Below are 26,199 nucleotides of genomic sequence, written 5' to 3'. Positions count from 1 at the left end.
GACGGGGTGAGACTCAGCGACGTCGAGCCCGCCGGGACCGGGTGAGGCCCCGGTCGGGCTCGACGTCGGCCCCTTCGCTCTCCTGGTGCTGCAGTGCTTCGGCGAGGTACGGCAGGGCGTACTGCACGAAACCGCGGCCGGCGGGGCGGATCAGCTCCTCCTCGATGAGGCGCTCGCGGTAGGTGGACTGGTTGCGCGGGTCGATGCCCATGCGGCGGGCGATGTCCCCCACGGCCGATGGGCCCTCATCCTCGAGCATCGCGTGCAGGTATTCGCGTTTGCGGGGGCTCAGCCCGCGTAGCGCCGGACCGTGGACGTTCTTGATCATCGCGGCGATGGTGGCGGGGCGGGCGCCGCGCACATCTTCGATCTCGATCACGTCGGCGTCGCCGCTGTTCTGCCAGGCCTTGGATCCGATGAGCTGGATGAGGTACGGGTAGCCGCAGGAGATCTCCCCGGCGAGCACCGCGGCCTCGGGGGTGATCGACTTCGCGGTGTCGGCGACGGTGAGGCGGATAGCCTCCGCGGCGGTGCCCACATCCACACTGCCCACCTCGATGCGGTGGGCGCGCCGCAGGAAGGTGGTGCGCTCGTGGTCCAGCAGCGCATCCACGCCCGGGCGGATCCCGGCGGCGAGGAACGCGACGGCATGCCCGGAGCCGATGAGGTCCTGGACATGCTGGGTCAGGGCGTGCAGCTGGTCGCGGTTCGCGGACTGCAGCTCATCGAGGGTGATGAGCAGGCCCGCCCCGTCCTCATCGGCCAGGCGGGCCAGGCGGTCCAGCACAGTGGTGAGGTCCTCGCCTTCGCCGTCGTAGCGGCGGCGGATGTCCCGCTCAGCGGCAACCGAGGCGATGCGGGCGCTGGTCAGCTGCGAGGTCTCGGCCTCCGGGTCGAGCTCGCGCAGGGCACTGACGGCCTGGCGGCGCAGCTCCTCGGCGAGGGAGGTTGAGGAGGTGTGCAGGCGCAGGTCGGTCCAGCCCGCTTCGAGGGCGAGCTCACGGAATTCGGCGAGCAGCACGGTCTTCCCGGCGCCGCGCGCCCCGGAGATGAGGATCGAGCGGGCCTCGGGGACCTCGCCGCGCAGCGCGGCGGTGAACTCCTCGATCGCGATCTCGCGCCCGGCGAGGATCACGGGGGTGAGGCCGAAACCGGGGGTGAAGGGGTTCTGGGTGGATCGGCCGATGGGTTCGCGTGCTGCCATGCGGCCATCGTGCCGTGTGTGTCGGTGTGTGTGCAGGCCGAGGCCGGCCAGGTTGACAGTCCGGGCACTGGACCGCATGATTACTCCCTAATGATTACCGCGTAACCCCGGAGGTCATCCATGGCCCTACATCACGCCCTGCTCGCCCTGCTGAGCGTCGGGCCGGCCACCACCTACCAGCTGCGGCGCGCCTTCGACGACGCCACCGGGCAGGTGAAACCCCTGAACATCGGGCAGGCCTCATCCACCCTCTCGCGCCTCGAGCGGGACGGCCGGATCGTGCGCACTGAACCGTCGGCCCCTGATGCGACCGCTGGACTGTGGCACCTCACCGAGGCGGGGCGTGAGGAGCTCTCCCTGTGGTGGATGAGTGCCGTGGAGCGCACCCAGCCGGATCGGCAGGAGCTGGTCATGAAGTTCGCGGTCGCCGTCGCCGTGCCGGGCGTGGACGTCACGGCGCTGGTGCAGACCCAGCGCGACGCCACCCTCTCCGCCCTCCACGAGGCCACCCGGGTGCGTCGGCAGGTGGATCCCGCGGACCTGCCCGCCGCGCTGGTGCTCGATCATCACCTCGTCACCCTCGAGGCGGAGCTGCGGTGGCTGGATGACATCGAGGTGATGCTCGAGCGCGCCGCGGCCCGTCGGCCCGCATCCAGCGTCCGGCCCGCTGAGACGTCCGCTGAGCAGCGCTCGGGAGCCCGACGATGAGCACGCCGGCACTCGAGCTGCACGAGGCCGTGAAGATCCACGGCACCGGCGAACAGCAGGTGCGAGCGCTGGACGGGGTGTCCCTCACCGTCGGGCCCGGGGAGTTCGTGGCGATCATGGGCGCCTCCGGTTCCGGGAAATCCACGCTGCTGCACCTCGCCGGTGGTCTCGCCACACCGACATCCGGGGAGGTGCTGGTGCACGGCACCACGCTGGGCGCCCTCTCCCCTGCGGCCCTCGCGGACCTGCGTCGCGATGAGATCGGGTACGTGTTCCAGGACCTGAACCTGCTGCCGGCACTGAGCGTGGCCGAGAACGTGGCGCTGCCGCGCGAGCTCGCGGGCATCTCACCACGTCGCGCTGCCGAGGAGGCGCAGGCGGCGCTCGAGTCCGTGGGCATCGCCGACCTCGCGCGTCGCGGTCCGGAGGAGATCTCCGGCGGACAGGCGCAGCGGGTGGCGATCGCCCGCGCCCTGATCGGCGAGCGCTGCCTGCTGCTGGCCGATGAGCCCACCGGCGCGCTGGACTCCGCCACATCCCGGGAGATCGTCGCCCTGCTGCGGGAGAAGGCCGACGCCGGGACCAGCATCGTGCTGGTCACGCATGAGGCACGGCTCGCCGCCTGGGCGGATCGCACCATCCAGCTGCGCGACGGCCGGATCTCGGGTATCGCCGCCGCACAGGAGATGCCATGGGCGGGATGAGGCCGCTGCTGCGGCTCGCCGTGCGCGATGCACGGCGCCATTGGGTGCGCACCGGGCTGATGCTCGCCACGATCGCACTGCCGATCCTCGCCGTCCTTGTCCTGCTCAGCAGCCTCACCCCGCAGGTCACGCCGCGGCAAGAGGCCCTGGATGCCCTGCCGGACGGGGCGCGCGCAGACGTCACCGCCTCGACCGTGGGCGGTCCCGTGCAGCAGCTGCCTGAGCAGCTGCCGCCGGTTCCCCGCGACCCCTCCGCACGCCCGTCCGCGCCGGAAGAGCTCGCCCGCACCCTGCCGTCCGGCAGCACGCTGCACGAATGGTGGGTCTCCCCCGAGCTCATCGCGACCACAGCCCTGGATCTTCCCGCCGGCGAGACCCGCCCGGCGGAGGCCGCACAGGTGGTGGGGTCCCTCGAGGCTCGACAGCTGACGACCGTGACCCTGCGGGAGGCGGATGCGCAGACCCTGGAGCTGCTCATCGGCACCGCGCCGACGGGGGCAGACGGGCTCGTGCTCACCCAGGCCGCCGCGGAAGCGACCGGGGTGGGCGAGGGGGAGGTCCTGCAGCTCATCGCGCCACCGGACACCGGGTGGATGTCCACCGACGGGCGACTGTCCGGCGCGGTCGAGAACTCGCAGCGCGGCTACCGCGTGGACCAGGTGATCCCCGGCGACCAGGCGCAGGCCTGGGCGCTGCCGGAGTGGATCGCGCCGATGATCGCGGCAGATCAGAAGGGCGTGGACCGGCATTTCCTGGTCACCGGCGAGCAGCCCATCACCTGGTCGCAGACGAAGACGCTGAACAGCGACGGCGTGTTCGTCATCTCCCGGGACGTGCTCGAGAACTATCCGCCTCGCGCGGAGCTCTACCCGGTGCCGGTGGATCTCGAGCGCCTCGCGATCATGGCGGTGCTGCTGGGCACGACCGCCGTGGGCATCACCGCCCTGCTCGCCGTGCTGGTCACCCCCGCGTTCGTCGTGGGGGCGACGCGGATGCGCCGTGAGCTCGGCGTGATGGTCGCCTCCGGCGCCAGGCCGCGCCGGGCGGGAGCGGTGTTCATGCTGCAGGCCGTGGTGATGGGGGCGGCCGGCGGGCTGCTCGGGGTGGGCGGCGCGGCGGTGGTCGCCGCAATCCTCGCTCGCCCCTTCCCGCTGCTCGCAGCTGCCGCGGCGCTGCTGCTGGCCGTGCTGGTGGCGCTGCTCTGCGCGCTGCCGGCCGCGCGGGCGGTCGCGCGGCTGGACCCGGTGGATGCGCTCGCGGACCGTCGGCGCCTGTCCCGTCGGCCCCGCACCCGCCGCGAGGGCACCATGCTCGGGCGACTGCCGCTGCCGACGATGCTGCGGCTCGCGGCGCGCGATGCGGGGCGGCACCGCGCCCGCACCGTCCCGGCCGTCGCGGCGGTGCTGGCCTGCACCGCGGCGCTGACGGCGCTCAGCATCATGGTGGGCTCCACCCAGTCCAATGCGGATGATCAGGCCACCGCGATGGTCGCGCCCGGCCGGGCCGGGATGGGGATCGAGACCCCGATCAGTGACGAGGTGGACCAGGCCGTGATCCACGCGGTCCTCGCGGAGATGCCGGTCGCGGCCCACGGCGAGCTGTGGAGCATCTCGAAAGACGGCCCGCTGCTCGAGGCCGCTCCGCGTCAGCAGTGCGGGCCCGAGGAAGGGGTGTCGGTCCGCTCGGCACTGGACCCGTCGGCCCCCATCGAGTGTGTGCGCTGGGACCGAGCCTGGTCACCGGGGCTGGGCTTTCCCACCTGGGTCGGGAACGAGGTGACGATCATGGAACCGGAGACGATGCGGCTGACCGGGCTGCCCGGTGCCGAGGAAGCGGCCGATGCGCTCGCCGCCGGGGCTGTCGTGATCAACGATGCGACGCGCCTGCACAGCGACGGCACCGTGGAGCTCAGGGCCTCCGCGGACGACGCCGCAGGTTTCACACCGCTGGCCACTGTGCCGGGGCATTTCCTGCGCGGCGCGGAGCCGTCGATCACGATGACCCCGCAGATGGCGCAGGAGCTGGAGCTGCCCAGCCGGTACGTCGGAGAGATCGTGGTGCCCGAACAGGAGCTGGACCTCGCGGCGGCGCAAGCCTGGGGTGATCAGGCCCGGGAGGTCACGACGCTCGCGTGGCCGCTCGTGGAGCCGACGCCTGATGCGCTGGGCTTCGCGGCATGGGGGCTGGGTCCCTCCCCGGCGCGTCCGCTGCTGTGGGGGCTGACGTGCCTGGCGGTGCTCGCCACGCTGCTCGCGCTCGCCCTGGGGCGGAAGGATGCGGAGACGGACCTGGGGACCATGCAGGCGATCGGGGCGCGGCCGGGGCAGGTGCGGCGCTACGGCCTCGCGCAGGCGGGGATCGTGCTGCTGGTGGGGGTGCCGACGGGGCTCGTGCTGGGTGCGGCCGTCTCCGTGGGGCTGCTTGCGGCGCTACGGGCTTCACAGGAGTTCGGGCCGTTCCTGCATCCGACGCTGCTGCCCGTGGCGCTCGCGGTGGGGCTCACGGTGATGATCGGCGGGTCGCTGCTGGGCGCACTCGTCATCGCGCCGCGGCGTGGGGTGCTGACGCGGCGGGGGTGAGGGCGCGAGGGCGCGAGGGCGACCTCTCCTCCACAACGCCCCGGTATCCACAATCGAATGATGGCGCTGGTCGCTGCTGATTCTGCTTCCTACGCTCGCCGTATGGACTTGAGCGATCGGGCCCCCGAGGGCCGAGATGAGGACGAGCAGAAGCGCAGTGCGCACAGGCCTGCTCGGGACGCCTCGACGCCGCCGGGCGGAGCACCCGATCCCGACCCCTTGCGCCACGTGGCCGCGGAGCTCGTGACGCTCGAGGCGTCGCCGGAGGCGCGGTCACTGCTCGCGGCGCTGCTGACCGCAGTGCTCTCTGCCTTCACCGCTACGCACTCGGTGCGTGACGCCCTGCCGGACACCGCACCCGGCACCGCGGAGGAGGCGCTCGCGGTGCTCGCGGGCATCGACCAGCTGCGCTCCTCCCTCGGAGCGCTGGACAGCCTGTGGCAAGTGCGGGCTGCGGACCGGATCCGGGAGGCCGACCGGAGCCGCGAAGCCCCGGAGGGCGAGCAGGGCGCCGGAGCCCCGCATGAGATCGCTCTGGCCCGCCGTGTCTCCCCGGCCGCCTCCTCCCGTTCTCTCGCCGGGGCGCGTCGGCTCGCCGCCCACATGCCGGAGCTGCTCGAGAAGCTGTGGCGCGGTGCCGTCACCGACCAGCAGGTCACGACGGTGATGCGTGCCCTAGATGGCGCGGATCCGGCCACCTGTGCGCAGATCGATGATCTGCTCGCCGCAGAGCCGGAGGTGCTGGATGGGGCAGGGTGCCGACGGCTCGGCTCCGGGGTGCGGGCTCTTGTCCAGCAGATTGAACCGGAGCGGTCCCGGGAACGCGCTGAGCAGGCCGCCCGTGGGCGGCACGTGACGCTGACGCCGCTCGCTGACGGCATGGCGCGCCTGAGCGCTGTGCTGCGAGCGATCGACGGCGTGGCGGTCATGAACGCGCTGGATGCCGGGGCGCGGTCGCGGCGGGCCGCGGGGTCGCAGACCTCCCACGGCGCCCTCGAGGCAGACCTGCTGGTGGAGTCTGTGCTGGCCGGCGCGGATCACAAGGACGCAGGCGCAGATCGCGAGGACGCGGGCGCGCTTCGTCGGCCCCGGCCCGGTCTGGACGTGGGCATCGTCATCACCGACCGGGCCCTGCTGGCCCGCGCCGACGGCACCGAATGCGCGCGCATCGAGGGCTACGGGACGCTGCCCGCCCACATCGTCGTGGACACGCTGGAAGGTCACCCGCCCGGGCACCTGAGCGCCGACGACCTGATTGAGGATGAAGACGATCTCGACCCCGACGGCACCCTCACCGCGTTTTTTCGGCGGCTCTATACCGCTCCGCGCAGCGGCGAGCTCATCGCCATGGAATCGACCGCCCGTGCGTTCCCCACGGGGCTCGCTCGCATGATCCGCTGGCGGGATGCCACCTGCCGCACCCCGTGGTGCGGCGCCCGCATCCGCCACATCGACCACGTCACCCCAGTACGGGAGGGCGGACCGACCAGCCTGGACAACGGCCAAGGGCTGTGCGCAGCGTGCAACCTGCGCAAAGAGACCGGACGGATGCGGGTCGAGCCCTTCTCGTCGCCAGCCGGAAGCTCACTGACCTGGTCCAGCCCGCACGGGGCGTTAGGCCGCTCGCCGACGCCGCGGATCATCCGGCAGCGCGCTCAGCGGCTCGACCCGGCCGAAGACGACGAAGGGGCTTGACCAGGGGACCCGCCTGACAGACGCACCTCCTCCACGTCGGCTGCGAGAAGCTGGCGCAGCACCCGCACCAGGGCATCCGTCGCCCGGGACATGCGGGGGCCTTCCAGCGGCCACGGAGCTGCAAGAATCACACCATGTCGGCGTCGACCCCGCATCTGCTGAGCCCCCTGGATCTGGGCCCCTTCACGGTCCGCAACCGGATCGTCATGGGGTCGATGCACGTGGGGCTCGAGGATGACCCGCGCGATGCCGACAAGCTCGCCGCGTTCCTCGGCGAGCGCGCCCGCGGCGGGGCGGGCCTCATCGTCACCGGCGGCTATTCACCCAATCGCACCGGTCGCCTCACCCCGCGCGGCGGCCAGGTCACCACGCGCACCCTCGGCGCCCACCGGCAGATCACTGATGCGGTCCACGAGCCGGGCGGGCGGATTCTGCTGCAGCTGCTGCACGCCGGGCGCTACGCCTTCCATCCGCTCGCGGCCTCCCCGTCGGGCGGGCGCTCTCCGCTCTCCCCCTTCCGCTCCCGACGCCTGACCCGCCGCGGCATCCACCGCACCATCGGCCAGTTCGCCGCCGCTGCCCGCGCCGCGGTCGAGGCCGGGTATGACGGTGTGGAGATCATGGGCTCCGAGGGCTACCTCATCAACCAGTTTCTCGCTCCGGCGACGAACCGTCGGCGCGACCGTTGGGGCCGGGACGCCGAGGGCAGGCGCGCCTTTCCCCTCGAGGTCGCTGCCGCGGTCCGGGAGGCCATCGGCCCGAGCGCCCTGCTCTCCTGGCGGATCTCCCTGCTGGACCTCGTGCCGGGCGGCCAGAGCACCGGAGAAGTCCATGCCCTCGCCCGCGGTCTCGTCGAGCAGGGCGTGGATGTGCTCTCCACCGGTATCGGCTGGCATGAGGCACGGATCCCCACGATCGTGACCTCCGTGCCGCAGGGCGCGTTCCTCGCCGAGACTGCGGCGCTGCGCGAGGTGGTGGATGCGCCGGTCATCGCCTCGAACCGGCTGCACTCCCCCGAAGTCGCCGAGCAGGTCATCGCCGACGGGCAGGCGGATCTGGTCTCCATGGCGCGGCCGCTGCTCGCCGACCCGCACCTGCCGCGCAAGCTCGCCGCCGGGACGCCGGCGCAGATCATTCCCTGCATCGCCTGCAACCAGGCGTGCCTGGACAAGGTCTTCGACGGCAAGCGTGCCTCCTGCCTGGTGAACCCCCGCGCCGCCCGTGAGACCGAGCTCGTGCTCACCCCGGTCCCGCCGCGCCGGGCCCGCAAGGTCGCCGTCATCGGCGCGGGCCCCGCCGGGATCGAAGCGGCGCTCGCCTGCGCGGAGCGCGGCCACAGCGTCACCCTGTTCGAGGCGACCGACGAGATCGGCGGGCAGCTGCGGCTCGCCGCCCGCATCCCCGGCAAGGAGGACTACGCCCGTGCGATCGACTCCTGGCGGATGCGGCTGATCGCCGCCGGGGTCGGGATGCGCCTGGAGACCCAGCCCGAGCCCGCGGATCTTGCGGGCTTCCACGACGTCATCGTCGCGACCGGCGTGCGGCCGCGGCAGATCGACCTGCCGCGCACCCCGGATGCCCCGCCGGTGATCAGCTACGCGGACCTCCTCGAGGGCCGCGCCGAGGCCGGGGAGCGCGTGGCGATCATCGGCGCGGGCGGCATCGGCGTGGACGTTGCCGAATACCTCACCGGCACCACGCTGGACGTCAAGACATGGCGGGAACACTGGGGTGTGGACCCCTCCCAACGCGGCGGGGTGGGTGAGCGGCCGGAGGAGTTTCTGCACCGCGAGGTGCATCTGCTGCAGCGCAAGGAGACGAAGATCGGCGCGGGCCTGGGCCGCACCACCGGCTGGGTGCACCGCGCCGAGCTGCGCCACGCCGGCGTCATCGAGCATCGCGGCGTCACCTATGTGCGCGTGGACCGCGAGGGTCTGCACATTCTCGAAGGCGGCACCGAGCAGGTCATCGCCGTGGACACGGTGGTGGTGTGCGCGGGGCAGGAGAGTGAGAACTCCCTGGCAGCCCAGCTCAGGGGCCGACGCGGCCCGCGGGTGCATGTCGTCGGCGGTGCCCACGTCGCGGCGGAGCTCGATGCAGAGCGGGCTATCCGCGAAGCCGTGGAGACAGCGGCGGCGCTCTAGCCCCGTCGGCCCCTAGACTCCCCAGCATGCCCCGCGTCCTGCACACCGCCCAGGCACTGGTCGACATCATCGTGGAGGTCGATGCCCTGCCCGAGCGCGGCGGGAACACCAACGCCCGCTCGGAGCAGCGCTACGCCGGTGGGGCCACCACGATCCTGATCTCCGCCGCCCGCACCGGTGCGTCGGCGGTGCACGGCGGTGCGCACGGCACGGGACCCAACGGCGATCTGATCCGCGCGGCTCTGGAGCGTGACGGCGTGCTGATCGCCGACACTCCGCGTACCAGCGCCGACACCGGGTATTGCCTGGTCATGCTCGAACCGACGGCCGAGCGGACGTTCCTGACCGTCTACGGCGCTGAGCGGGACGTGACCGCTGAGTCCTTCGCCCGGCTGGATCCGCAGCCCGGGGACCTGCTGTGCGTCTCCGGCTACACCCTGTTCGAGCCCACCCGGGAGCCGCTGCTGCAGTTCCTGGACACCCTCCCGCCCGGGGTGGAGGTGGTGCTCGATCCGGGGGATGCTTTCGCGCAGTTCCCCCGCGAACTGCAGGATCGGGTGCTGTCCCGCACCACGGTGTGGACCTCGAACGCGCATGAAGCCCGGGCCGTCAGCGGCATCGACGCACTGGTGGACACCCCTCTGGCGCTGCGGCGCCGCATGGCCCCGCGCAGCGTGATCATCGTGCGCGACGGCTCCCGGGGCTGCCTGGTGTTCCACCACGGCCGCGGCACCCACATCCCGGCGTTCCCGCAGCGGGCTGTGGACACCAACGGCGCCGGGGACACCCACACCGGGGTGATGCTCGCCGAGCGGGCCCTCGGGGCGGATTGGGAGTCTGCTGCGACCCGCGCCAACGCCGCCGCGGCGATCGCCGTGACCCGCCGCGGCCCGGAATCGGCGCCCACCCGCGCGGAGGTTGACGAGTTCCTCGCGTGACCAGCTCGTCGCGCCGGTAGGCTGGGAGCCGGAAACCTACTACCTGAAAGGGGGCCCCGGTGGAAGGCTTCATCGCTTTCGTTGTCATCGCCATCGTCCTGCTCGTCGGCCTGGCCATCGTCGCCGCTCTGCTGTTCGGCGGGCTGCGCACCTCGATGATGTTCACCGTCCACACGCAGGAGGCGGTGATCGTCGAACGGTTTGGGAAGTTCAAGCGCGTCGCCCACGCCGGCCTGAACTTCAAGACCCCGTTCATCGACAACATCACCCGCCCGGTGTCGCTGCGCGTGCAGCAGCTCGAGGTGAACATCGAGTCCAAGACCAAGGACAACGTGTTCGTGACTGTGCCGGTGGCGGTGCAGTACCAGATCCAGAAGGACCAGGTCGTCGCCGCGTACTACGAGCTGTCCAACCCCGAGGCGCAGATCCGCTCCTACGTGTTCGACACCGTCCGTTCGGCGCTGAGCTCCCTTGAACTCGATGCCGCCTTCGAGTCCAAGGACGATATCGCCCGCTCCGTGGAGCACACCCTGTCCGCGTCGATGCAGAAGTTCGGCTTCAACATCATCAACACCCTGGTTCAGGACATCTCCCCGGACCAGCGGGTGCGCGATTCGATGAACTCCATCAACGCCGCGCAGCGCGACCGGGTAGCCGCCCAGTCCCTCGCGGAGGCCGACAAGATCAAGCGCGTCACCCAGGCCGAGGCGGAGGCGGAGTCCAAGCGCCTGCAGGGTGAGGGTGTGGCCGCGCAGCGCAAGGCCATCGCCATGGGTATCGCCGACCAGTACGAGATGCTCAAGAAGGTCGGCATCGAGCATTCGGCCGAGCAGCTGCTGCTGATGACGCAGTACTTCGACACCATGGAGTCGATCTCCCGCCAGGGCCGCTCCAATGTGCTGTACCTGCCCTCCAACCCCGGGTCCGTGGGCCAGATGGGTGAGGAGATCCGCAACGCGATGCTGCAGTCGCAGGCCGCGCAGGACGCCGATGCGCACGCCGACGACACCGAGCAGCAGGATCAGCAGCGCGCCGCCGCCCAGCAGCGCCGACGCGAACAGGAGCGGGAGCGTGCCGAGCGTGCCCGCCGTCAGGCGGAGCAGCAGGCCCGCGAGGCCGCGCAGCAGATGCCCCCGGACTATCCCGGCTCGGGCACCCCGCCGTGGGCGCATCCGGGCAGCGCGAACCCGCAGGGCTGAGCAGCACTCAGCCGAGCTGAGCCGAGGAGAGCATGATGGTCGACCGTCCCCACGTGATTCTGGTCTGCGTGGATCAGATGCGCGCCGACGCCCTCGGCGTGGTGGGCAACGACCACATCGACACTCCGAACCTCGACGGCCTCGCGCGGGGCGGGTACCGCTTCGACCGCGCCTATTCGGCCACGCCCACGTGCGTGCCCGCGCGGGTCGCGATGTTCACCGGCAAGTCTCCTGAGCTGCACGGCCGCTACGGCTACCGCGAGCGCATCTCCTTCCCGGACGCCTACCCGGTGACGCTGCAGTCCACGCTGCGTGATCACGGGTACCAGACCTTCGCGGTGGGCAAGATGCACGTGTTTCCCGATCGGGCGCGCTGCGGTTTCGACGATGTGCTGCTGCATGACGGGTTCCTGCACGTCTCCCGGCAGCTGTCCGGGGGGCCGACGGGCGCGATCGACGACTATGTGGATTTTCTGCGGCGCGAGACCGGAGATCCCCGCGCCGACTATCAGGACACCGGGGTGGGATGCAATGCGATGACAGCCCGGCCCTGGGAGCGGGAGGAGCGGCTGCACCCCACCCGCTGGGTGGCCGATGAGTCCTTCCGCTTCCTGGAGCGGCGCGACCCCACCCGCCCGTTCTTCCTGTACATGTCGTTCCATCGGCCGCATGCGCCCTTCGACCCGCCGGGGTGGCTGTGGGACAAGTACCGCGACAGACCCGGCCCCCGTCGGGCTATGGGCGAGTGGGTGTCGCGGTTCGATGAGCATCGGCGCGATCACGATCCCGAAGCGGAGTTCGCCACCCGCAAGGAGTCGGTGCACCAGCAGGTGCGAGCCGGCTACTACGGCTCGATCGAGTTCATCGACCTGCAGCTGAACCGGCTGCGGGAGAAGCTCTCGGATCTGGGGCTCGAGCAGGACACGATCATCGTGTTCGTCTCCGACCACGGCGAGATGCTGGGCGACCACGACATGTACCGCAAGTCCGTGGGCTACGAGGGCTCGGCCCGCATCCCCCTGCTGGTGCATGTGCCGCACAAGTGGCGTGAGGGCTGGGGTGAGCCGGGGGCGGTGGACACCATCGCGGAGCTGCGCGACCTCATGCCCACCCTGCTGGGGACAGCCGGAGTGCCGGTGCCCGACGGGGTCGACGGCATCGACCTGCGCCACGAGACGCGCGAGCACCTGCACGGCGAGCATCTGATCGGCTCACTGGGTCGGCATTCGATGCAGTGGATCCGCTCCCAGCGGTACAAGTACCTGTGGTTCTCCGGGGACGGCCATGAGCAGCTGTTCGACCTCGAGACCGATCCGCATGAAGAGCACGACCTCGCCGAGCACGAGCCGGAGCTGCTGGCGGAGCATCGGGCACTGCTGATCGAGCATCTGCGGGGCCGCGAAGAGGGGTTCGTGGACGGCGACGAACTGGTGGCCGGCCGGCCCCTGCGCTCCGAGGCCGAGTGGGTGCGCGAGTTCGCGCGATGAGGCGGACGCTGGGCTGGCTGAGCATCGGCGGGGCGGTGTGCGCGGCGGTCACGACGGTGCTCGGCATCATCACGCTCGGCACCGGCGTGGTCGCACTGTTCTCCATCCTCGGCGCCGGGAAGGGCGAAAGCTCGGTGGATCCCGGGACGATCGAGACTCTCGCGTTCGCCTCCACGGCACTGGCGCTGATCGTGCTGGTGCTCGGGATCCTGCAGCTCCTGCTGGATCTGGCGGTGGGCGTGCTGGCTGTGGTGACGCTCCCCCGTCACCCCCGGGCTCTCTCGGTGATCCTGCTGGTCAGCGTGGCGCTCGCGACGGCGCTGCCGGCGTCGCTGTGGGGGCTCTCGGCGCTGCTGCGCGCGGCAGATGTGCCCGAGATGGCCAACACTCTCGGCTCGCTGTTCGTCCTTTCGCTGATCGTCGTCATCCCGGCGGCGCGGCTCGCGGAGTTCATCACCGGCATCGTGACCGCGGTGATCGGGGACCGGCCGATGAGCGCTGTCTCACCCCACCCCTAGAGTGCTGCTATGGACATCGAGTTCGGCTGGTCCCTGGATGGCACGGCGTGGGCCGATGCGGGTGTGCGCACGGGGCCGCGCGGTCTGCTGCAGCTGCTGCAGGGCCGCCTGGGCCTGACCCGCCCGCAGCTGGCCCCGGCGGTGCGCACCGCACGCGCGATGACTGCGCTGGCCGCCGCGGATGACCCCTGGTCCCGCGCCTCCTTCACCGCGGACCCGTGGGCGACCGCGGCCGCACTGCTGCGGGCTCGTGACGCCGCCGTCGAGGCCGGTGCGCAGCTCACGCCCGGCCCGCAGCTGCCGGCGCGGATCGCCGCGATCACGGCCCTGGATGAGCAGCTGCAGCACGCCCCCGGGCCCGCGGATGATCTGCGGGAGGTCGTGGACCTGCTGGCGGGCGAGGCGGACTGGCCGCTCGGGATCGAGCAGATCCGCTGCCATGAGGATCCCGCCGCCCTGCCGGGCCTGTGGCCCGCACTGTTCGCGCAGCTCACCGCGGCGGGGGTGCGCGTGGAACGGATCGTGGAGGGGCCGACGGGTCAGCCGGAGCTGCTCCTCATCGAGGCGGAGGACGAGTGGACCGCCGCAGAGGCCGCCGCGCGCTTCCTCGCCGGGCACGACCGCGCTGACGGCGCTGGCCTGCAGGTCCTTGCGACGACGGGCACGGTGCTGCTGGATCAGGAGCTGCACCGCCGGGACCTGCCCGCGCTCGGCATCGCGGCCCCATCGGCCGACCGCACCGCCGGGCAGATCATCGGGCTGTTCCTCTCCATCGCGGTCGCGCCGGTGGATGTGCAGCAGCTCGCGGCATTTTTGGACCTGCGGGTGCTGGATGCCCCGGAGGACGGCGGGCAGCATGTGGGGCTCGTGCCCGCGCGGGTGCGTCGGCAGCTGCTCGCGGCCCTTGAGCAGGAGCCCGGAGTGGGCGGGCCGGCCTGGCGCGCGGCCCTCGCCACCCTCGAAGCCGATCCCGACCTGCCGGAGAGCGCCCGCGAGGTGGCACGGTGGATCGACCGCACCGTCACCGCGCCGCTGGAGACCACAGAGCTGACGCCGACGCGGCTCCTCGCCGTGCTGGAGCCGCTCGGGACGCGGCTGCACCGGCTCGGGCAGGGCGATCCGGAGCTGCTGCGCGCCGCGACGCATCTGCAGGTTCTGCGCGAGGTGCTCGAGGGTCTTCAGCCGCAGCGCCCTCTCGCGCCGCGGGAGCTCACGCGGATCATCGGCGCCACCGGGGGCCGCTCCCCCTCCCCCTTCGCCCGCCCCGAGGCGGGGGCGCCGTGGCGGTCCTGCGCCCGGCCCGCCCAGCTGCTGCCGACCGGCGGGGCTGTGCTGTGGTGGGGCGCTGAACGACCGGCCCCATCGGCCCCCGTGCAGTGGGACCCGCAGGAGACCGCGGCACTGACTCGGCTGGGTGCGCATCTGCTGCCCCCGGCGCAGCTCGCGGCCCTCGAGACCGACGCCGGCCTGCGGGCCCTGCGCGGCGCGCGGCGGATCATCGCCGTGCGGGCCGCGCACCGATGTGAAGAGCCCACCGCCCCGCATCCCCTGCTCGCGCACCTCGCAGCCGAGAGCACCGCAGACGGCGGCACCGTGGAGAAGGTCCTGGAAGCACGCACCCGCCCGGCCGCGGACACCGTCGGCCCCGGCAGCTTCCACCTCGCCGGTGCTGCGCGGCCGCTCAGCATCCCGCCCCGGACCGTGATCCCACCGCGGCCGGCGGACCTCACGCGCACCGCTGCCCCGGCGCCGCATCTGCTGCCCCGCAGCCTCTCCTACTCCCAGGCGGAGACGCTGCTGGGCTGCCGCCAGAAGTGGGTGTACCGCCATGGCCTGCGGATCCGCCCCGCCACCGGCGCGAACGTCCCCACCGGCAACCAGATGGTGGGCACCCTCGTCCACGCCGTCGTCGAAGAGCTCGTGCGCGCCGGGGCCGCCAGTGCCCCAAGCACCGAGCGGATCCGCGCGGAGTTCACCGCGCAGGTGCCGCGCCTGGCCTCCGAGCTGCTGCTGCCCGGGCGGGAGGCGGAGCTCGCCGAGATGCGTGAGCGCGCCGTCCGTTCCCTGCGCGAGTTCTTCGACCGTCTCGCGGCGGCGGGCATCACGATCACCGCGGCGGAATCCGGATTCGAACGCCCGCTCACCCTGCACCTGGCGGGCGGGGAGGCGACCGTGCCGTTCCGCGGGTTCCGGGACGTCGATGCTCACGACGCCGACGGCCGACCCGTCGTGATCGACCTGAAGTGGACGTACGCCGCGAAGAAGTACCCGGATCTGTTCGATACCGGGGAGGCGCTGCAGCTGGCCTCCTACGCCTGGTCGCTGGGTTCGGACAGCGCAGACGGGGCAGGCACGGACGTCGGCTATTTCCTGCTCTCCCAAGGTGAGTTCGTCTCCGCGAACCCGCTGCTGGACCCCGCCGGACGCACCCCGCTGCCCCTCACACAGCTGTGGGAGAAGGGCCGCACCGGGATGGAGCAGGCCCTCGAGGCGATTCGCGCCGGCGCCGTCGGGGCGCGCAGCGGGCAGATTCTGCTCGATGCCGGGCAGGACCTCTCCACTCCGCGACGCGAGGCCACCCGCACCTACGAGCGCGCCCGGGAGGCCGCCGCGAGCCGCGGCGAGCTGGTGGTCGATGCGCGCTGCGACTACTGCGATCTCGCGCTGCTGTGCGGGCTCGCCGGGGACAGGAGCTGACCGATGCCGTTCACGCTGATCACCGCCTCCGCCGGGTCCGGCAAGACGTACACCCTCACCCAGCGTCTCGCCGAGCGGATCGGGCAGGGCCTGGACCCCTCGCGGATCATCGCCACGACCTTCACCGTGAAGGCCGCGCAGGAGCTCGCCGGGCGGGTGCGCTCCACCCTGCTGGATAAGGGGCAGGTCGCGGCGGCGCGCGGCATCGACTCTGCGCTCATCGGCACGGTGAACTCCGTGGCCGGGCGCCTGGTGGCCGAGTATGCGCTGGATGCGGGGATCTCCCCCGAGGTGACGGTGCTGGATGCGGACACGCAGAAGGCCGCGTTCGCGGCCGCGATCTCCCGCACCGCCGCGCAGGCGCAGGTGGCGCATGCGGATCTGCTGGCCCGCACCGAACATGACGCCGATGAGGACGCCCCCTACGGCCGTGGCCAGGCCTGGCAGGCGCGCGTCCGGGACGTGGCCGACGCCGCCCGCACCAACCTGCTGGACGCCAACGCCCTGCGGGCAGCGGCCGAGCAGTCCTGGCAGGCGTACCGCCGCGCCGCAGCGCTGCCCGATCCGGTGCCCGATCAGCGGGCCCGGTGGCTGCATGAGCTCCATGCCCGCATCGCCGATATCCAGGCCGAGCTCGAGGCCGGGACCGTCCCCGCCCGCTCAGTCAACAAGACCACCACCGACCTTGAGACACTGCGCCGCCAGCGGCGGATCCTCGCCCGCCACGAGCGGGCCCCTTGGTCGGGGTGGACGAAGATCGCCGCCGGCTCCTACGGCGCGGTGACCGCTCGTCTGCTGGAGCCGCTGTCCCTCGAGATCCGGGAGAATCTTCCGGCCGACGGAGCGTGGCAGCGCGATGTGCATGACCTCATCGCGCTGGTGCTCACCACCGCGGCGAGCTCGCTGGAGGACTACGAGCAGCACAAGCGGGAGCTGGGCCTGATCGACTTCATCGACCAGGAGGTGCAGGCGCTGCACCTGCTGCAGACCTCGCCGCGGGTGCGCGAGTCCGTGCGTGGACGGTTCGACCTGCTGGCGGTCGATGAGTTCCAGGACACCTCCCCCGTGCAGCTCGCCCTGTTCCTCGAGCTCTCGCAGCTGATCGAGGACCGGATCTGGGTGGGTGACCCCAAGCAGGCGATCTACGGCTTCCGCGATGCGGACCCCGCGCTGATGGCCGCGATCATCACCGCGCTGGAACGCGGCGGCACCATCTTCGGGCAGGGCACCGCGGAGACCCTCACGGACTCCTGGCGCTCCACCAAGCAGCTCGTCGAGTTCACGAACGCCGTGTTCACCGACGTGTTCGAACGCGCCGGCATGGACCGCGGGCAGATCGAGCTCGCCATCCCGGCCCAGCGCGCCGAGAAGGCCACCGGCGGGCAGCTCGAGGTGTGGCAGGGCGCCCAGCAGCGCAAGGGCGCGCTCTCCCAGGCCAAGCACGCGGCGGTGATCGCCGAGCAGATCGCCGAGCGTCTGCGCTCAGGCACCTGGCGGCCCGGGGAAGTCGCGGTGCTGGTGCGCAAGAACGCCGAGCGGGACGCGGTGATCACGGCGCTGCAGGAGCGCGGGGTACCCACCGCTGGCGCCACCCGCGAGCTCGCGGCCGCACGGGAGGTGCAGCTGGTGCGAGCAGGGCTCGCTGCTGCGCTCGATGACTCGGACACCCTCGCCCTCACCCAGCTGGTGGTGCTGCTGGAGGACCATGCCGCCCACGACACGTGGTTCGACGAGCTCATGGCCGCGCCGGACCCGTCGGCCGTATTCACCCGCTGGTGGGAGGATCCGACGCTCCAGGGCCTGCGGGCGGTGCGCCGCGCCTGCGTGGGATACACGCCCGGGGAGATGATCGAGGCGCTGATCGATGCGCTGGATCTGCCGCAGCGGATCAAACCCTGGTCCGGCCAGGCCTCCCGTCGGCGTTCCCTGGATGCGCTGCGGGCGCTCGCCGCGACCACCGCGGAGCAGCGCCGCGCCGCAGGGGCGCCGGTGACCCTCACGGGGCTGCGCGCAGACCTCGAGGACTGGGAGGGCAGCCCGGATCTGTCGGCCCTCGCCGATGCGGTGTGGGTGGGGACGATCCACGGCGCGAAGGGCCTGGAGTGGCCGCATGTGGTCACCTACCTGCCCGCCGCCACCCGGGAGCGCGACCGCACCTGGGGCGTGGTGGTCACCTCGCCGAAGACCGTGGATGTCACGGCGCCTCTGGCCGGCCGCGGCCTGCTGTTCTGGCCGAAGATGCCCACCACGAGCGACGTCACGGAGGCTCTTGCGGCTGCGGAGTTCACGCGCACGCGCACCGCGCGAGCAGCGGCGGAGGATGCGCGGCTGCAGTATGTGGCTCTGACGCGGGCGATCGACTCCCAGATCCTCGCGGTCGGCGGGCCGACGAGCGTGCTCGAGGAGCTCGCGCCGGCCGAGCCCGCCCTGGTGTCCTGGGGTGAGGGCGGCATCCGGGTGCGCGGCCGGGAGCTGCCGGGCCGCTGCATCGTGGTGGATGCAAAGGAGGCGGTGCAGTCCCCGTCGGCCCTCCCGGAGCCGACGGAGCCGCTGGCCGCAACGGACATCCCCGTGCGCCCAGAGGCTTCGCCGCAGCGTCTGGCCGCGCGGTTCCGGGCCTCCGGGGTGGAGTCCGCGGAGGGACTGGGCATCGTCGGCGCGCCGCAGCGAATCGGAGAGCGGCTCGTCACCGGTGGCGGGGAGCGCTGGGAGCGCGTGGGCGAGGCGATCCACGGGTATCTCGCGCTGCCGCTTTCGGTGATGAGCGCCGCGCAGCAGGAGCGGGCCGCGCAGCGCCTGGTGCAACGCTGGCTGGTGGAGCGTGCGGTGGGGGCCGATGTGCTGCGCCGCGCCGGGCAGGCGTGGGCGGAGTTCGTGGCCGCGCAGTTCCCGGGGGCCGTGCAGCTCACCGAACAGCCGATCTCCTGGTGGAACGAGGACGCGCAGGCGATGGAGGGCTGGATCGACACGCTGCTGCGCCTGCCCGATGGGCGCGTGGTGCTCGTGGACCACAAGTCCTACCCGGGCGAGGACCCCGTGGAGCATGTGCGCGAGCAGTACCTGGGGCAGCTGCACACCTACGCCCAGGCTCTCGCCGCCGCGGGGTATGAGGTGGCGCGGGTGCTGATCCACCTGCCGCTGCGCGGCGAGGTGCTGGAGGTGCAGCTGGGTGCGGGTGCAGCATCGAACAGCTAAGCTGTATACATGTCTACAGCCGTTGTGAGCTTCCGGCTTGATGCAGAGATCAAGCAGCGCCTCGACGCCCTGAGCACAGCAACCGGGCGATCGGCTGCTTTCTACGTGCGCGAAGCCCTGCTGGAACACCTCGACGAACTCGAGTACGCATATCGGCTGCAGGAAGAGGCCTTGGCGATCAGACGCGGGGAGATCGAGACGATCAGCAGCGATGAGCTGGAGGCGGAGCTCTTCACATGAGCTGGGCCGTTCGCTACGCGCCCCGCGCTGCGAAAGCGCTCCGGAAACTCGACAAGCCCGTTGCTCGGCGCGTCACCGATGCGATGCATCGTCTCGCTGAGCGCGAAGACCCAGCGAGCGCCTGCAAGGCACTCTCTGGACCTCTCGTGGGCATGTGGCGCCTGCGCGTTGGCGACTATCGCGTGATCATGGACATCCGACGCAGCGAGCTGATCATCATCGCGCTTGACGTCGGTCATCGCTCCACGGTGTACGACGACTGAGGACAGGTTCTTCGCGTTTCAGCTGAGGGAAGGTGACGCTGGGTGCGGGCGATGACTCCTGAGCAGGCGGTCGATGCGGCGCGGGTGCTGCTGGATGCGGCGCTGCGGGCGGGCGGGCGTCGGCTCCTCGGGCTCACCGGCGCGCCCGGCGCCGGGAAGACCACCCTCGCCTCCGCGCTGCGCGAAGCCCTCGGCGAGCAGTGCGTCGTGGTGCCGATGGACGGCTTCCACCTGGCCGATGTGGCGCTCGCGCGCCTGGGTCGCGCCGATCGCAAGGGCGCCCCGGACACCTTCGATGCCGCCGGGTACGCGGCGCTGCTGCAGCGCGTGCGCGTCTCGCGGCCGACGGATCCGCCGGTGTGGGCGCCGATGTTCGAGCGCGACCTCGAGCAACCCATCGCCGGGGCGATCGAGATCCCGCCCCAGACGCCGCTCGTGATCACCGAGGGCAACTACCTGCTGCTTGACGAGGGTCCCTTCGCGCAGGTCCGCGCCTTGCTGGATGAGTGCTGGTACGTGGAGGCGCCAGAGGTGCTGCGGCAGGAGCGGCTCATCGCCCGGCACCTCGAGTTCGGAAAGGATCCCGCGGCTGCACGAGCCTGGGCCCTTGGGCCCGATGAAAAGAACGCTCGACGGATCACGGCGACCCGAGGCCGAGCCGACGCGGTGGTGGAGCTGGGCTGAGAGGGCTCAGCCCGCCATGATCGCCCGGGCGAAGGCGGCGCTGCGATCCTGCAGCCCGGCGATCCGCTGCTCACGCTGGTGAGCCAGCAGCTCCGGGTCCTGCGTGCGCACCTCCCACGCGGCGGGGGCGCGGCGCACGTTGCGATTGCAGCGGAAATCCGCGCACACTGCAGTGCCCTTCGTGTTGCCCCGTCGGCCCGCCGTCCCCGCAAGGGGCGCGACGAACGAGGCGGCGCCCACCCCGTCGATCACGTCCTCGCACCAGGCGCACAGCTGTCTGCGCACCGGCGGGCGTCCGGTGCCGCGCAGCAACAGGCCGACGACCTGCTCGTCGACCTCCAGCACCACGTAGTGCAGCTCCGGCTTACGGGGATCCTGCCAGCCCAGGTAGTCGATGTCCTCCCACGCCACGGCTGCGAGGTCGGGCAGCACGGCGCGCTGGGCGTCGCCCTTGGAGGCGTTGACGAAGCTGGAACGGATCTGCTTCTCGGTCAGGGAATGCATGAGGGGTCCTCTCGGAGACACGCCCCGGATTCAGGGCGTGCAGGAGTCAGGGGATCGATCAGCGATGGCGCGCCGTGCGGCGCGCGCGATCACACCGAGCAGGCCACGTGGGCCGCCTCGCTCCCTGCATGCACGGTGGGCATGCCGACTCCTCTCCTCTTACGGACCCATCCACCGTACTCTCCAATCGGATCACCGACCATCACTGCGGAGAGGGCGGCGAGGAACCTCACGCGGGTACCGTGGTGGCCATGCGCATCGGAATCGACCTGGGCACCACCAGGACCATCGTCGCCGCCGCGGATCGCGGCAACTATCCCGTGCTGACCTTCCCCGATGCAGCGGGGGATGCCCAGGAGCACATCCCCACCGTGATCGCCCTCGACGGTGGCGAGCTCGTCCACGGCTTTGCGGCCGTGGAGGCTGCCCGTCGCGGCGCCCCGCATGTGCGGTCGATCAAGCGGATCCTCGGGGATCCGGATGCGCACCCGGCCACCACGGTGCCGCTCGGCGGTCAGCAGTTCCCGCTGCTGGACCTGCTGACCGCCTTCCTTGCGCATGTGCGCGAGCAGCTGCCGGAGCAGGCCCGAGAAGCAGCGGTGTCAGTCCCAGCCCATGCGCACACCACGCAGCGGATGCTCACCCTGGAGGCGTTCCGGCGCGCCGGGTTCACGGTGCTCGCGATGCTCAACGAGCCCTCCGCCGCTGGTTTCGAGTACACCCACCGTCACGGCGGCACCCTGAACTCCCGCCGCACCCAGGTGGCGGTCTACGACCTGGGCGGCGGAACCTTTGATGCCTCGCTCGTGGAGTCCGACGGGTCCACGCACACGGTGCTCGGCAGCGCGGGCGTGAACCGGCTGGGCGGCGAGGACATCGACCAGGCGCTCGCGGACCTGGTGCTGGAGCGCACCGGGACGCGCGCCGAGGAGCTGTCCGCGGCCGAACAGGCGCGCCTGCTGGAGGCCTGCCGGGAGGCCAAGGAGTCCCTGACCGCGCAGGCCCGTCGGCTGTTCATCGACCCGGGCATCGAGGCCTGCGGGGAGAACGGGGTGATCCTCTCCGTGGACGCGGTCCGGGAGGCGGTCGCCCCGCTCGTGGAGCGCTCACTGCAGGCGATGGAGCAGCTGGTGGGACAGCTTGGCCCGGACTCCGCCGTCGCGGGGATCTACCTGGTGGGTGGCAGCTCGGCGCTGCCGCTGGTGCCGCGGATGCTGCGTGAGCGGTTCGGGCGGCGCGTTCACCGCTCCCCCTACCCCTCGACCTCCACTGCGATCGGGCTGGCGATCGCCGCGGACCCGGAGGCGGGCATGCACCTGCAGGATCGACTCTCGCGCTCCCTCGGCGTGTTCCGTGAGGCGGAGGCGGGACGACGCATGGTGCTGGATCCGCTGCTCGGCGAGGACACCCCGTTGCCGCCGAGCGGCGAGGTCGCGGTGGTGCGCCGCTACCGAGCCGCCCACAACCTGGGCTGGTTCCGGTTCGTGGAGCACACCGGGCAGGGGCAGGACCCGCAGGGTGACCTTATCCCCCACGCCGAGGTGCTGTTCCCCTTCGACCCGGCGCTGCAGGGAGCGGACGAGGCGCAGCTGCGCACGACCGCGGTGGAGCGCCGCGCCGAAGGCCCGCAGATCGAGGAGACCTACCGGGTGGATGCGTCCGGGGTGATCAGCGTGCGCCTGCGAGATCTGGACACCGGGTTCACGCGGGACTGCGCGCTCACCGTCCCGGCGTGATCCGGGGTGAGCAGGGCCGATGGTGGCTGTGCTGACGTCGGCTGGGCCGACGTCAGCCGCTCGCTCAGCCGATGATCTGATTCAGCTCGGCGAGCTCGTCGTCCGTGAGCTGCAGCGTCATCGCGGCGGCGGAGTCGCGGATGGTCTGCGGGCGGCTCGCCCCCGGGATCGGGATCACGTGCTCGCCGAGGCTCAGCTCCCACGCGAGGACCACCTGCTGCGGGGAGACATCATGCGCGGCGGCGACGCGGGCGATCTGCGGGAAGCGCGTGCCGATCCCGGCCGCGCCACCGCCGGTGCCACCCAGCGGCGACCACGGCACGAAGGCGATACCCCGCTCGGCGCAGTAGCGCAGCTCCGGCAGGGAGGTGTGGAAGTACGTGGGTGAGAACTGGTTCTGCACCGCAGCGAGACCCCCGTCGCCCAGCACCTCGAGCGCCACGTCGATTTCCTCCGTGTTCGCGTTCGAGATGCCGATCTCGCGGATCAGCCCCTCCTGCTGCAGGGCCGCGAGCGCCTCCACCCCCTCGGCGTAGCGGATGGAGCGGTCCGGGCGGTGCCAGTAGTAGAGGTCCACCTGCTCCATCTGCAGGTTCACCAGGGACTTCTCGAGCGCGGAGCGCAGGTAGGCGGCGGAGCCGTCACGGCCCCAGCTCTCCCCCTCGCCGCGGGTGATACCGCCCTTGGTGGCCACGATTACCTGTGAGCGATCCCCGTCCCAGCTGGCCAGAGCGTCGGCCACGATCTGCTCGTTGTGCCCCATGGTGTCCCAGCTGGGGGCGTAGATGTCCGCGGTGTCCAGGAGCGTCACGCCCGCGTCGAGGGCGGCGTGGACCGTGGCGCGGGACTGCTCGCGCGTGGCGACCGTCCCCCGGCCCTGGGACAGGGGCATCACCCCCAGGCCGATCGCGGAGACGGTGAGAGAGCCGATGCGACGCTGCGTGGTGGTCATGCCTCGAGCCTAGGTGAGGCGCCACGGGGCCGGTAGGGGCCGTAGGCCCGACGGGGCTGGCGCCTCAGGCACCCACCGAGCCGGTGCCGCGGGCGGTGGATTCGCGTTCGATGATCTTCGAGCGCAGCAGCGTGGTGGAGGGCTCCTCCTCCGGGTTCGCCATGCGCTGGCCGAGCATTCGTGCGGCCGCCCGGGAGGTGGCGCGCACGGGCTGGACCACGACGGACACCGACGGGGTCACCAGGCGCGTCCAGAGGTCATCGTCGGTGGCCAGCAGCGCGGGCGCATCGGTCCGGCCGCGCAGCGCCTCGAACGCCCCGGCGGACATGCGGTTGTTGGTGACGTACAGGCAGTCGGTCTCTCCGCCCGCGAGGGCCTGGACGAGCTTGCGCCCGGATTCCACGTGCAGGTCACCGCGGTGCACGGCATCGGTGGTGATCTCTCCACCGGCTGCTTGCCAGGCACTGAGGAAGCCGAGGGCACGGTCCTCGGTGGTGCGCAGCGATTCGGGGCCGGCGATCACGGCGGGTTTGCGGAACCCGCGCTCGTACAGGTGGCGGGCCGCCTGCCGACCGGCGTCGAGGTTGTCGGTGGCCACGAGATCCGTCTCCGCCCCCTCGATGTCGCGGTCGACCAGCACGACGGGGATCCCGGCGCTGGTCAGCACGGAGATATCGGTGCGTGCGGAGTCGACGGGGACGAGCAGCACCCCGGAGACCTGCCGACCCACCAGCTGTGCGAAGCACTGCTGTTCGAGCTGCAGGTCCTCTTCGGTGTGGGCGACGGTCACCGAATGGGCTTGGCCGCGGGCGATCCGCTCCACCTCGGAGATGATCTGCGTGAAGTAGGGGTTCGCGGCATCGGGCGCGACGACGGCGATCTGCGAGGTGCCGCCGCGGCGCAGCGAGCGGCCCAGGGCGTTGGGGACGTAGCCGGTGGCGGCCACTGCCTCCTCAACCCTGGACCGCAGCTGCTTGTCCACGGTGGGGGCGCCGTTGATGACCCGGGAGACCGTCGCGGAGGAGACGCCCGCGGCGCGGGCGACGTCCATGATCGTGGGTCGTGTCGACGACGCCATGCGCAGCTCCTCAGTCAGTCACGAGGGACACGTCTCCGCACAGGTGCACGGTGACACCGAGCCGGTCGAAGAACGCGGCCTTCGCGGTGAGGGCGCGATCGGCGGCATCGGCGTCGTCAGCGTAAACGAGCTGAGCGTGATTGGCCTTGTGACGGCCCATGAACTGGTCGCGGGTCACGCCGTGGAGCACCACCGAGGCGATGGGCCACTCGGGGTTGGTGGCGTCCTTGCGGCGCTGCGTCTCCTCTGCCGGGAGATCCACGACGGTGCCGCGGCCCATGTCCACGTGCAGGCCCTCGTCCTGGACGTACACGCGGGACCACACGATCTCGCCGGGCTTGGAGATGCCGTTGATGGTGGAGCCGCCGGCGGGGAAGAACGCGGGACCCTGGCGCCAACCCTCGGCGCCCTTGTACCCATCGGCGAAGTGGCTGGGCGGCACGGAGCCGGAGATCTCCCACACCCACACGTACTGGCCGTCGTACTCCTCGCCCCAGCGCACGTCGTGCAGCGTGGTGGCGGGGTCCATGCCCATCGCGGTCCACAGCCGGTTGGTGACCAGGGCGTCGACGGCCACACCCTCGTCGACCTCATTGAAGTTCGGCAGAGCCTCCCCCTCCCACAGCACGCGGGAGCCGTCACGGCTGGTGACGGGCGGGCGCTGGACGTTGTTCAGCAGGCCCTCGACGAGGTCGGAGGCGGGGGCGACGTCCTTCATGCCCTGCTGGTACTGGATGCCGACGGCGTCCAGTCCGAAGTCGTCGCTGATGCGCAGCGCGGCGATGTACATCTTGTACTGCCAGCGCAGCTGGGTCTCGGTGAGCTCCGTGGCCTCATCGGTGCCGAGCTTGAATGTCATTCCGGCGTCCGTCAGCCAGGTGCCGATCGCGTCGGCCTCTTCGTCGGTGACCTCCTGCATCTCGGCCCACAGGGCGGACTGGGAGAGTCGCTCCTTGTAGATGCCCAGGGCGTTGAGCATCTCGTCGTCGATGATGGCGTTGTACATGCCCATGCAGCCCTCATCGAAGATGCCGATGATCGCCTTGTCCGCCAGGAGCTGGTCGGCGAGCGCCCGGCCCAGCTGGACTTCGGCGGTTTCGGGCAGGGCAGGCAGGGGCTTCACGTGCGAGGCGTCGTGCTCGAGGGTGCCGGTGTTCAGCCACGTGGCGATGCCATCGCGGAAGAAGTCGTCGGAGCCGTCCACGGTCCACAGCGAGGAGTACTCGCGGCCCATCTTCGTCAGGCCGCCGTTGAGATTCAGCAGACCCACCAGGCCCGGCCAGGCGCCCACGAAGTTCGCGACCGTGAGAACGGGGCCGCGGTGGCTGCGCAGGCCGGCGAGGACGTGGTGGGAGTACTGCCAGTTCGCGGTGGCGACGATCAGCGGGGCATCGGCGGGGATGTTCTTGAACACCTCGATGCCCATGCGCTGGGAGCGGATGAAGCCGTGGCCGAACTCGGCGTCGGGCTCGAAGGCGCGCTGGACGCTCCACCCGGCGGCTTCGATCACCTCGGTGACCAGGCGCTCGAGCTCCTGCTGGTAGGGCCACGCGGGCAGATTCGCGCTCTCGCGGGAGTCGCCCGACGGGGTGAGGTAGACGGTCTTCTCCGGCGCAGGGGTCTTTTCGCGCAGAGCTGGCATCTGGTACGTGCTGGTCATGGGGATGCTCCTTG

20 protein-coding genes are annotated in these 26,199 nt (G+C 71.6%); 15 read left to right on the top strand and 5 right to left on the bottom strand.

Features of this window, described 5'->3' with window-relative positions; translation table 11 throughout:
• Nucleotides 1-13: 13 nt before the first annotated feature.
• Nucleotides 14-1,204, bottom strand: coding sequence for an AAA family ATPase (locus MU407_RS02640; RefSeq protein WP_246955094.1), 1,191 nt, complete (start codon nucleotides 1,202-1,204; stop codon nucleotides 14-16).
• Between the two features lie 120 nt (nucleotides 1,205-1,324).
• Between MU407_RS02640 and MU407_RS02635 the strand changes: the two genes are divergently transcribed.
• The 14 genes from MU407_RS02635 (at nucleotide 1,325) to MU407_RS02570 (ending at nucleotide 20,255) form a co-directional block, all read left to right on the top strand.
• Nucleotides 1,325-1,912: a PadR family transcriptional regulator gene (locus MU407_RS02635; RefSeq protein WP_102236760.1), complete on the top strand. Its 588-nt coding sequence runs from the start codon at nucleotides 1,325-1,327 to the stop codon at nucleotides 1,910-1,912.
• Nucleotides 1,909-2,616 (top strand): ABC transporter ATP-binding protein, encoded by a 708-nt coding sequence (locus MU407_RS02630; protein WP_246955092.1) that lies wholly within the window; start codon nucleotides 1,909-1,911, stop codon nucleotides 2,614-2,616. The genes MU407_RS02635 and MU407_RS02630 overlap by 4 nt, the downstream gene beginning before the upstream one ends.
• Nucleotides 2,604-5,195: an ABC transporter permease gene (locus MU407_RS02625; RefSeq protein ID WP_246955090.1), complete on the top strand. Its 2,592-nt coding sequence runs from the start codon at nucleotides 2,604-2,606 to the stop codon at nucleotides 5,193-5,195. The genes MU407_RS02630 and MU407_RS02625 overlap by 13 nt, the downstream gene beginning before the upstream one ends.
• Before the next feature lie 102 nt (nucleotides 5,196-5,297).
• On the top strand, nucleotides 5,298-6,890 hold the full coding sequence (locus tag MU407_RS02620) for an HNH endonuclease signature motif containing protein (protein ID WP_246955088.1): 1,593 nt from the start codon (nucleotides 5,298-5,300) through the stop codon (nucleotides 6,888-6,890).
• A gap of 134 nt (nucleotides 6,891-7,024) precedes the next feature.
• On the top strand, nucleotides 7,025-9,034 hold the full coding sequence (locus MU407_RS02615; RefSeq protein WP_246955086.1) for an NADPH-dependent 2,4-dienoyl-CoA reductase: 2,010 nt from the start codon (nucleotides 7,025-7,027) through the stop codon (nucleotides 9,032-9,034).
• 26 nt (nucleotides 9,035-9,060) lie between these two features.
• On the top strand, nucleotides 9,061-9,972 hold the full coding sequence (locus tag MU407_RS02610; RefSeq protein ID WP_246955084.1) for a PfkB family carbohydrate kinase: 912 nt from the start codon (nucleotides 9,061-9,063) through the stop codon (nucleotides 9,970-9,972).
• 59 nt (nucleotides 9,973-10,031) lie between these two features.
• Entirely contained in the window at nucleotides 10,032-11,171 is a 1,140-nt protein-coding gene (locus MU407_RS02605; RefSeq protein WP_102236754.1) for an SPFH domain-containing protein, read from the top strand.
• Nucleotides 11,172-11,203: 32 nt separating this feature from the next.
• Nucleotides 11,204-12,658, top strand: a complete 1,455-nt coding sequence (locus MU407_RS02600; protein ID WP_246955082.1) for an arylsulfatase — start codon at nucleotides 11,204-11,206, stop codon at nucleotides 12,656-12,658.
• A complete protein-coding gene (locus MU407_RS02595; RefSeq protein ID WP_246955080.1) occupies nucleotides 12,655-13,176 on the top strand; it encodes a hypothetical protein in 522 nt (173 codons plus the stop codon). Before MU407_RS02600 ends, MU407_RS02595 begins: the two co-directional genes overlap by 4 nt.
• A gap of 9 nt (nucleotides 13,177-13,185) precedes the next feature.
• Nucleotides 13,186-15,873, top strand: coding sequence for a PD-(D/E)XK nuclease family protein (locus tag MU407_RS02590; protein ID WP_246955078.1), 2,688 nt, complete (start codon nucleotides 13,186-13,188; stop codon nucleotides 15,871-15,873).
• A 3-nt stretch (nucleotides 15,874-15,876) separates the two neighbouring features.
• Nucleotides 15,877-19,068: a UvrD-helicase domain-containing protein gene (locus MU407_RS02585; RefSeq protein ID WP_246955076.1), complete on the top strand. Its 3,192-nt coding sequence runs from the start codon at nucleotides 15,877-15,879 to the stop codon at nucleotides 19,066-19,068.
• 9 nt (nucleotides 19,069-19,077) lie between these two features.
• Nucleotides 19,078-19,308 (top strand): DUF6290 family protein, encoded by a 231-nt coding sequence (locus MU407_RS02580; protein WP_102236749.1) that lies wholly within the window; start codon nucleotides 19,078-19,080, stop codon nucleotides 19,306-19,308.
• On the top strand, nucleotides 19,305-19,571 hold the full coding sequence (locus MU407_RS02575; protein WP_246955073.1) for a type II toxin-antitoxin system RelE/ParE family toxin: 267 nt from the start codon (nucleotides 19,305-19,307) through the stop codon (nucleotides 19,569-19,571). Before MU407_RS02580 ends, MU407_RS02575 begins: the two co-directional genes overlap by 4 nt.
• A gap of 51 nt (nucleotides 19,572-19,622) precedes the next feature.
• Nucleotides 19,623-20,255, top strand: a complete 633-nt coding sequence (locus MU407_RS02570; protein ID WP_102236747.1) for a nucleoside/nucleotide kinase family protein — start codon at nucleotides 19,623-19,625, stop codon at nucleotides 20,253-20,255.
• Between the two features lie 6 nt (nucleotides 20,256-20,261).
• On the opposite strand, the gene MU407_RS02565 is transcribed toward MU407_RS02570, so the two are convergent.
• Nucleotides 20,262-20,759, bottom strand: coding sequence for an FBP domain-containing protein (locus MU407_RS02565; RefSeq protein WP_246955070.1), 498 nt, complete (start codon nucleotides 20,757-20,759; stop codon nucleotides 20,262-20,264).
• Nucleotides 20,760-21,010: 251 nt separating this feature from the next.
• Between MU407_RS02565 and MU407_RS02560 the strand changes: the two genes are divergently transcribed.
• Nucleotides 21,011-22,495 (top strand): Hsp70 family protein, encoded by a 1,485-nt coding sequence (locus tag MU407_RS02560; RefSeq protein WP_246955068.1) that lies wholly within the window; start codon nucleotides 21,011-21,013, stop codon nucleotides 22,493-22,495.
• Between the two features lie 64 nt (nucleotides 22,496-22,559).
• Here the strand turns inward: MU407_RS02560 and MU407_RS02555 are convergent, their stop codons facing one another.
• The 3 genes from MU407_RS02555 to MU407_RS02545 form a co-directional block, all read right to left on the bottom strand.
• Nucleotides 22,560-23,447 carry an aldo/keto reductase gene (locus MU407_RS02555; protein ID WP_246955066.1) on the bottom strand — a complete coding sequence of 296 codons (888 nt, stop codon included), beginning with the start codon at nucleotides 23,445-23,447 and terminating at the stop codon, nucleotides 22,560-22,562.
• Nucleotides 23,448-23,511: 64 nt separating this feature from the next.
• Nucleotides 23,512-24,525: a LacI family DNA-binding transcriptional regulator gene (locus tag MU407_RS02550; RefSeq protein ID WP_246955064.1), complete on the bottom strand. Its 1,014-nt coding sequence runs from the start codon at nucleotides 24,523-24,525 to the stop codon at nucleotides 23,512-23,514.
• Nucleotides 24,526-24,535: 10 nt separating this feature from the next.
• Nucleotides 24,536-26,185: a fucose isomerase gene (locus tag MU407_RS02545; RefSeq protein ID WP_246955061.1), complete on the bottom strand. Its 1,650-nt coding sequence runs from the start codon at nucleotides 26,183-26,185 to the stop codon at nucleotides 24,536-24,538.
• Nucleotides 26,186-26,199: the final 14 nt, after the last annotated feature.

Origin of the sequence: Brachybacterium sp. Marseille-Q7125, assembly GCF_023062615.1 — a bacterium.
Classification (GTDB): Bacteria; Actinomycetota; Actinomycetes; order Actinomycetales; family Dermabacteraceae; genus Brachybacterium.
Note: the sequence above shows the minus strand (reverse complement) of the source record. Positions and strands in the feature narration are given on the sequence as shown.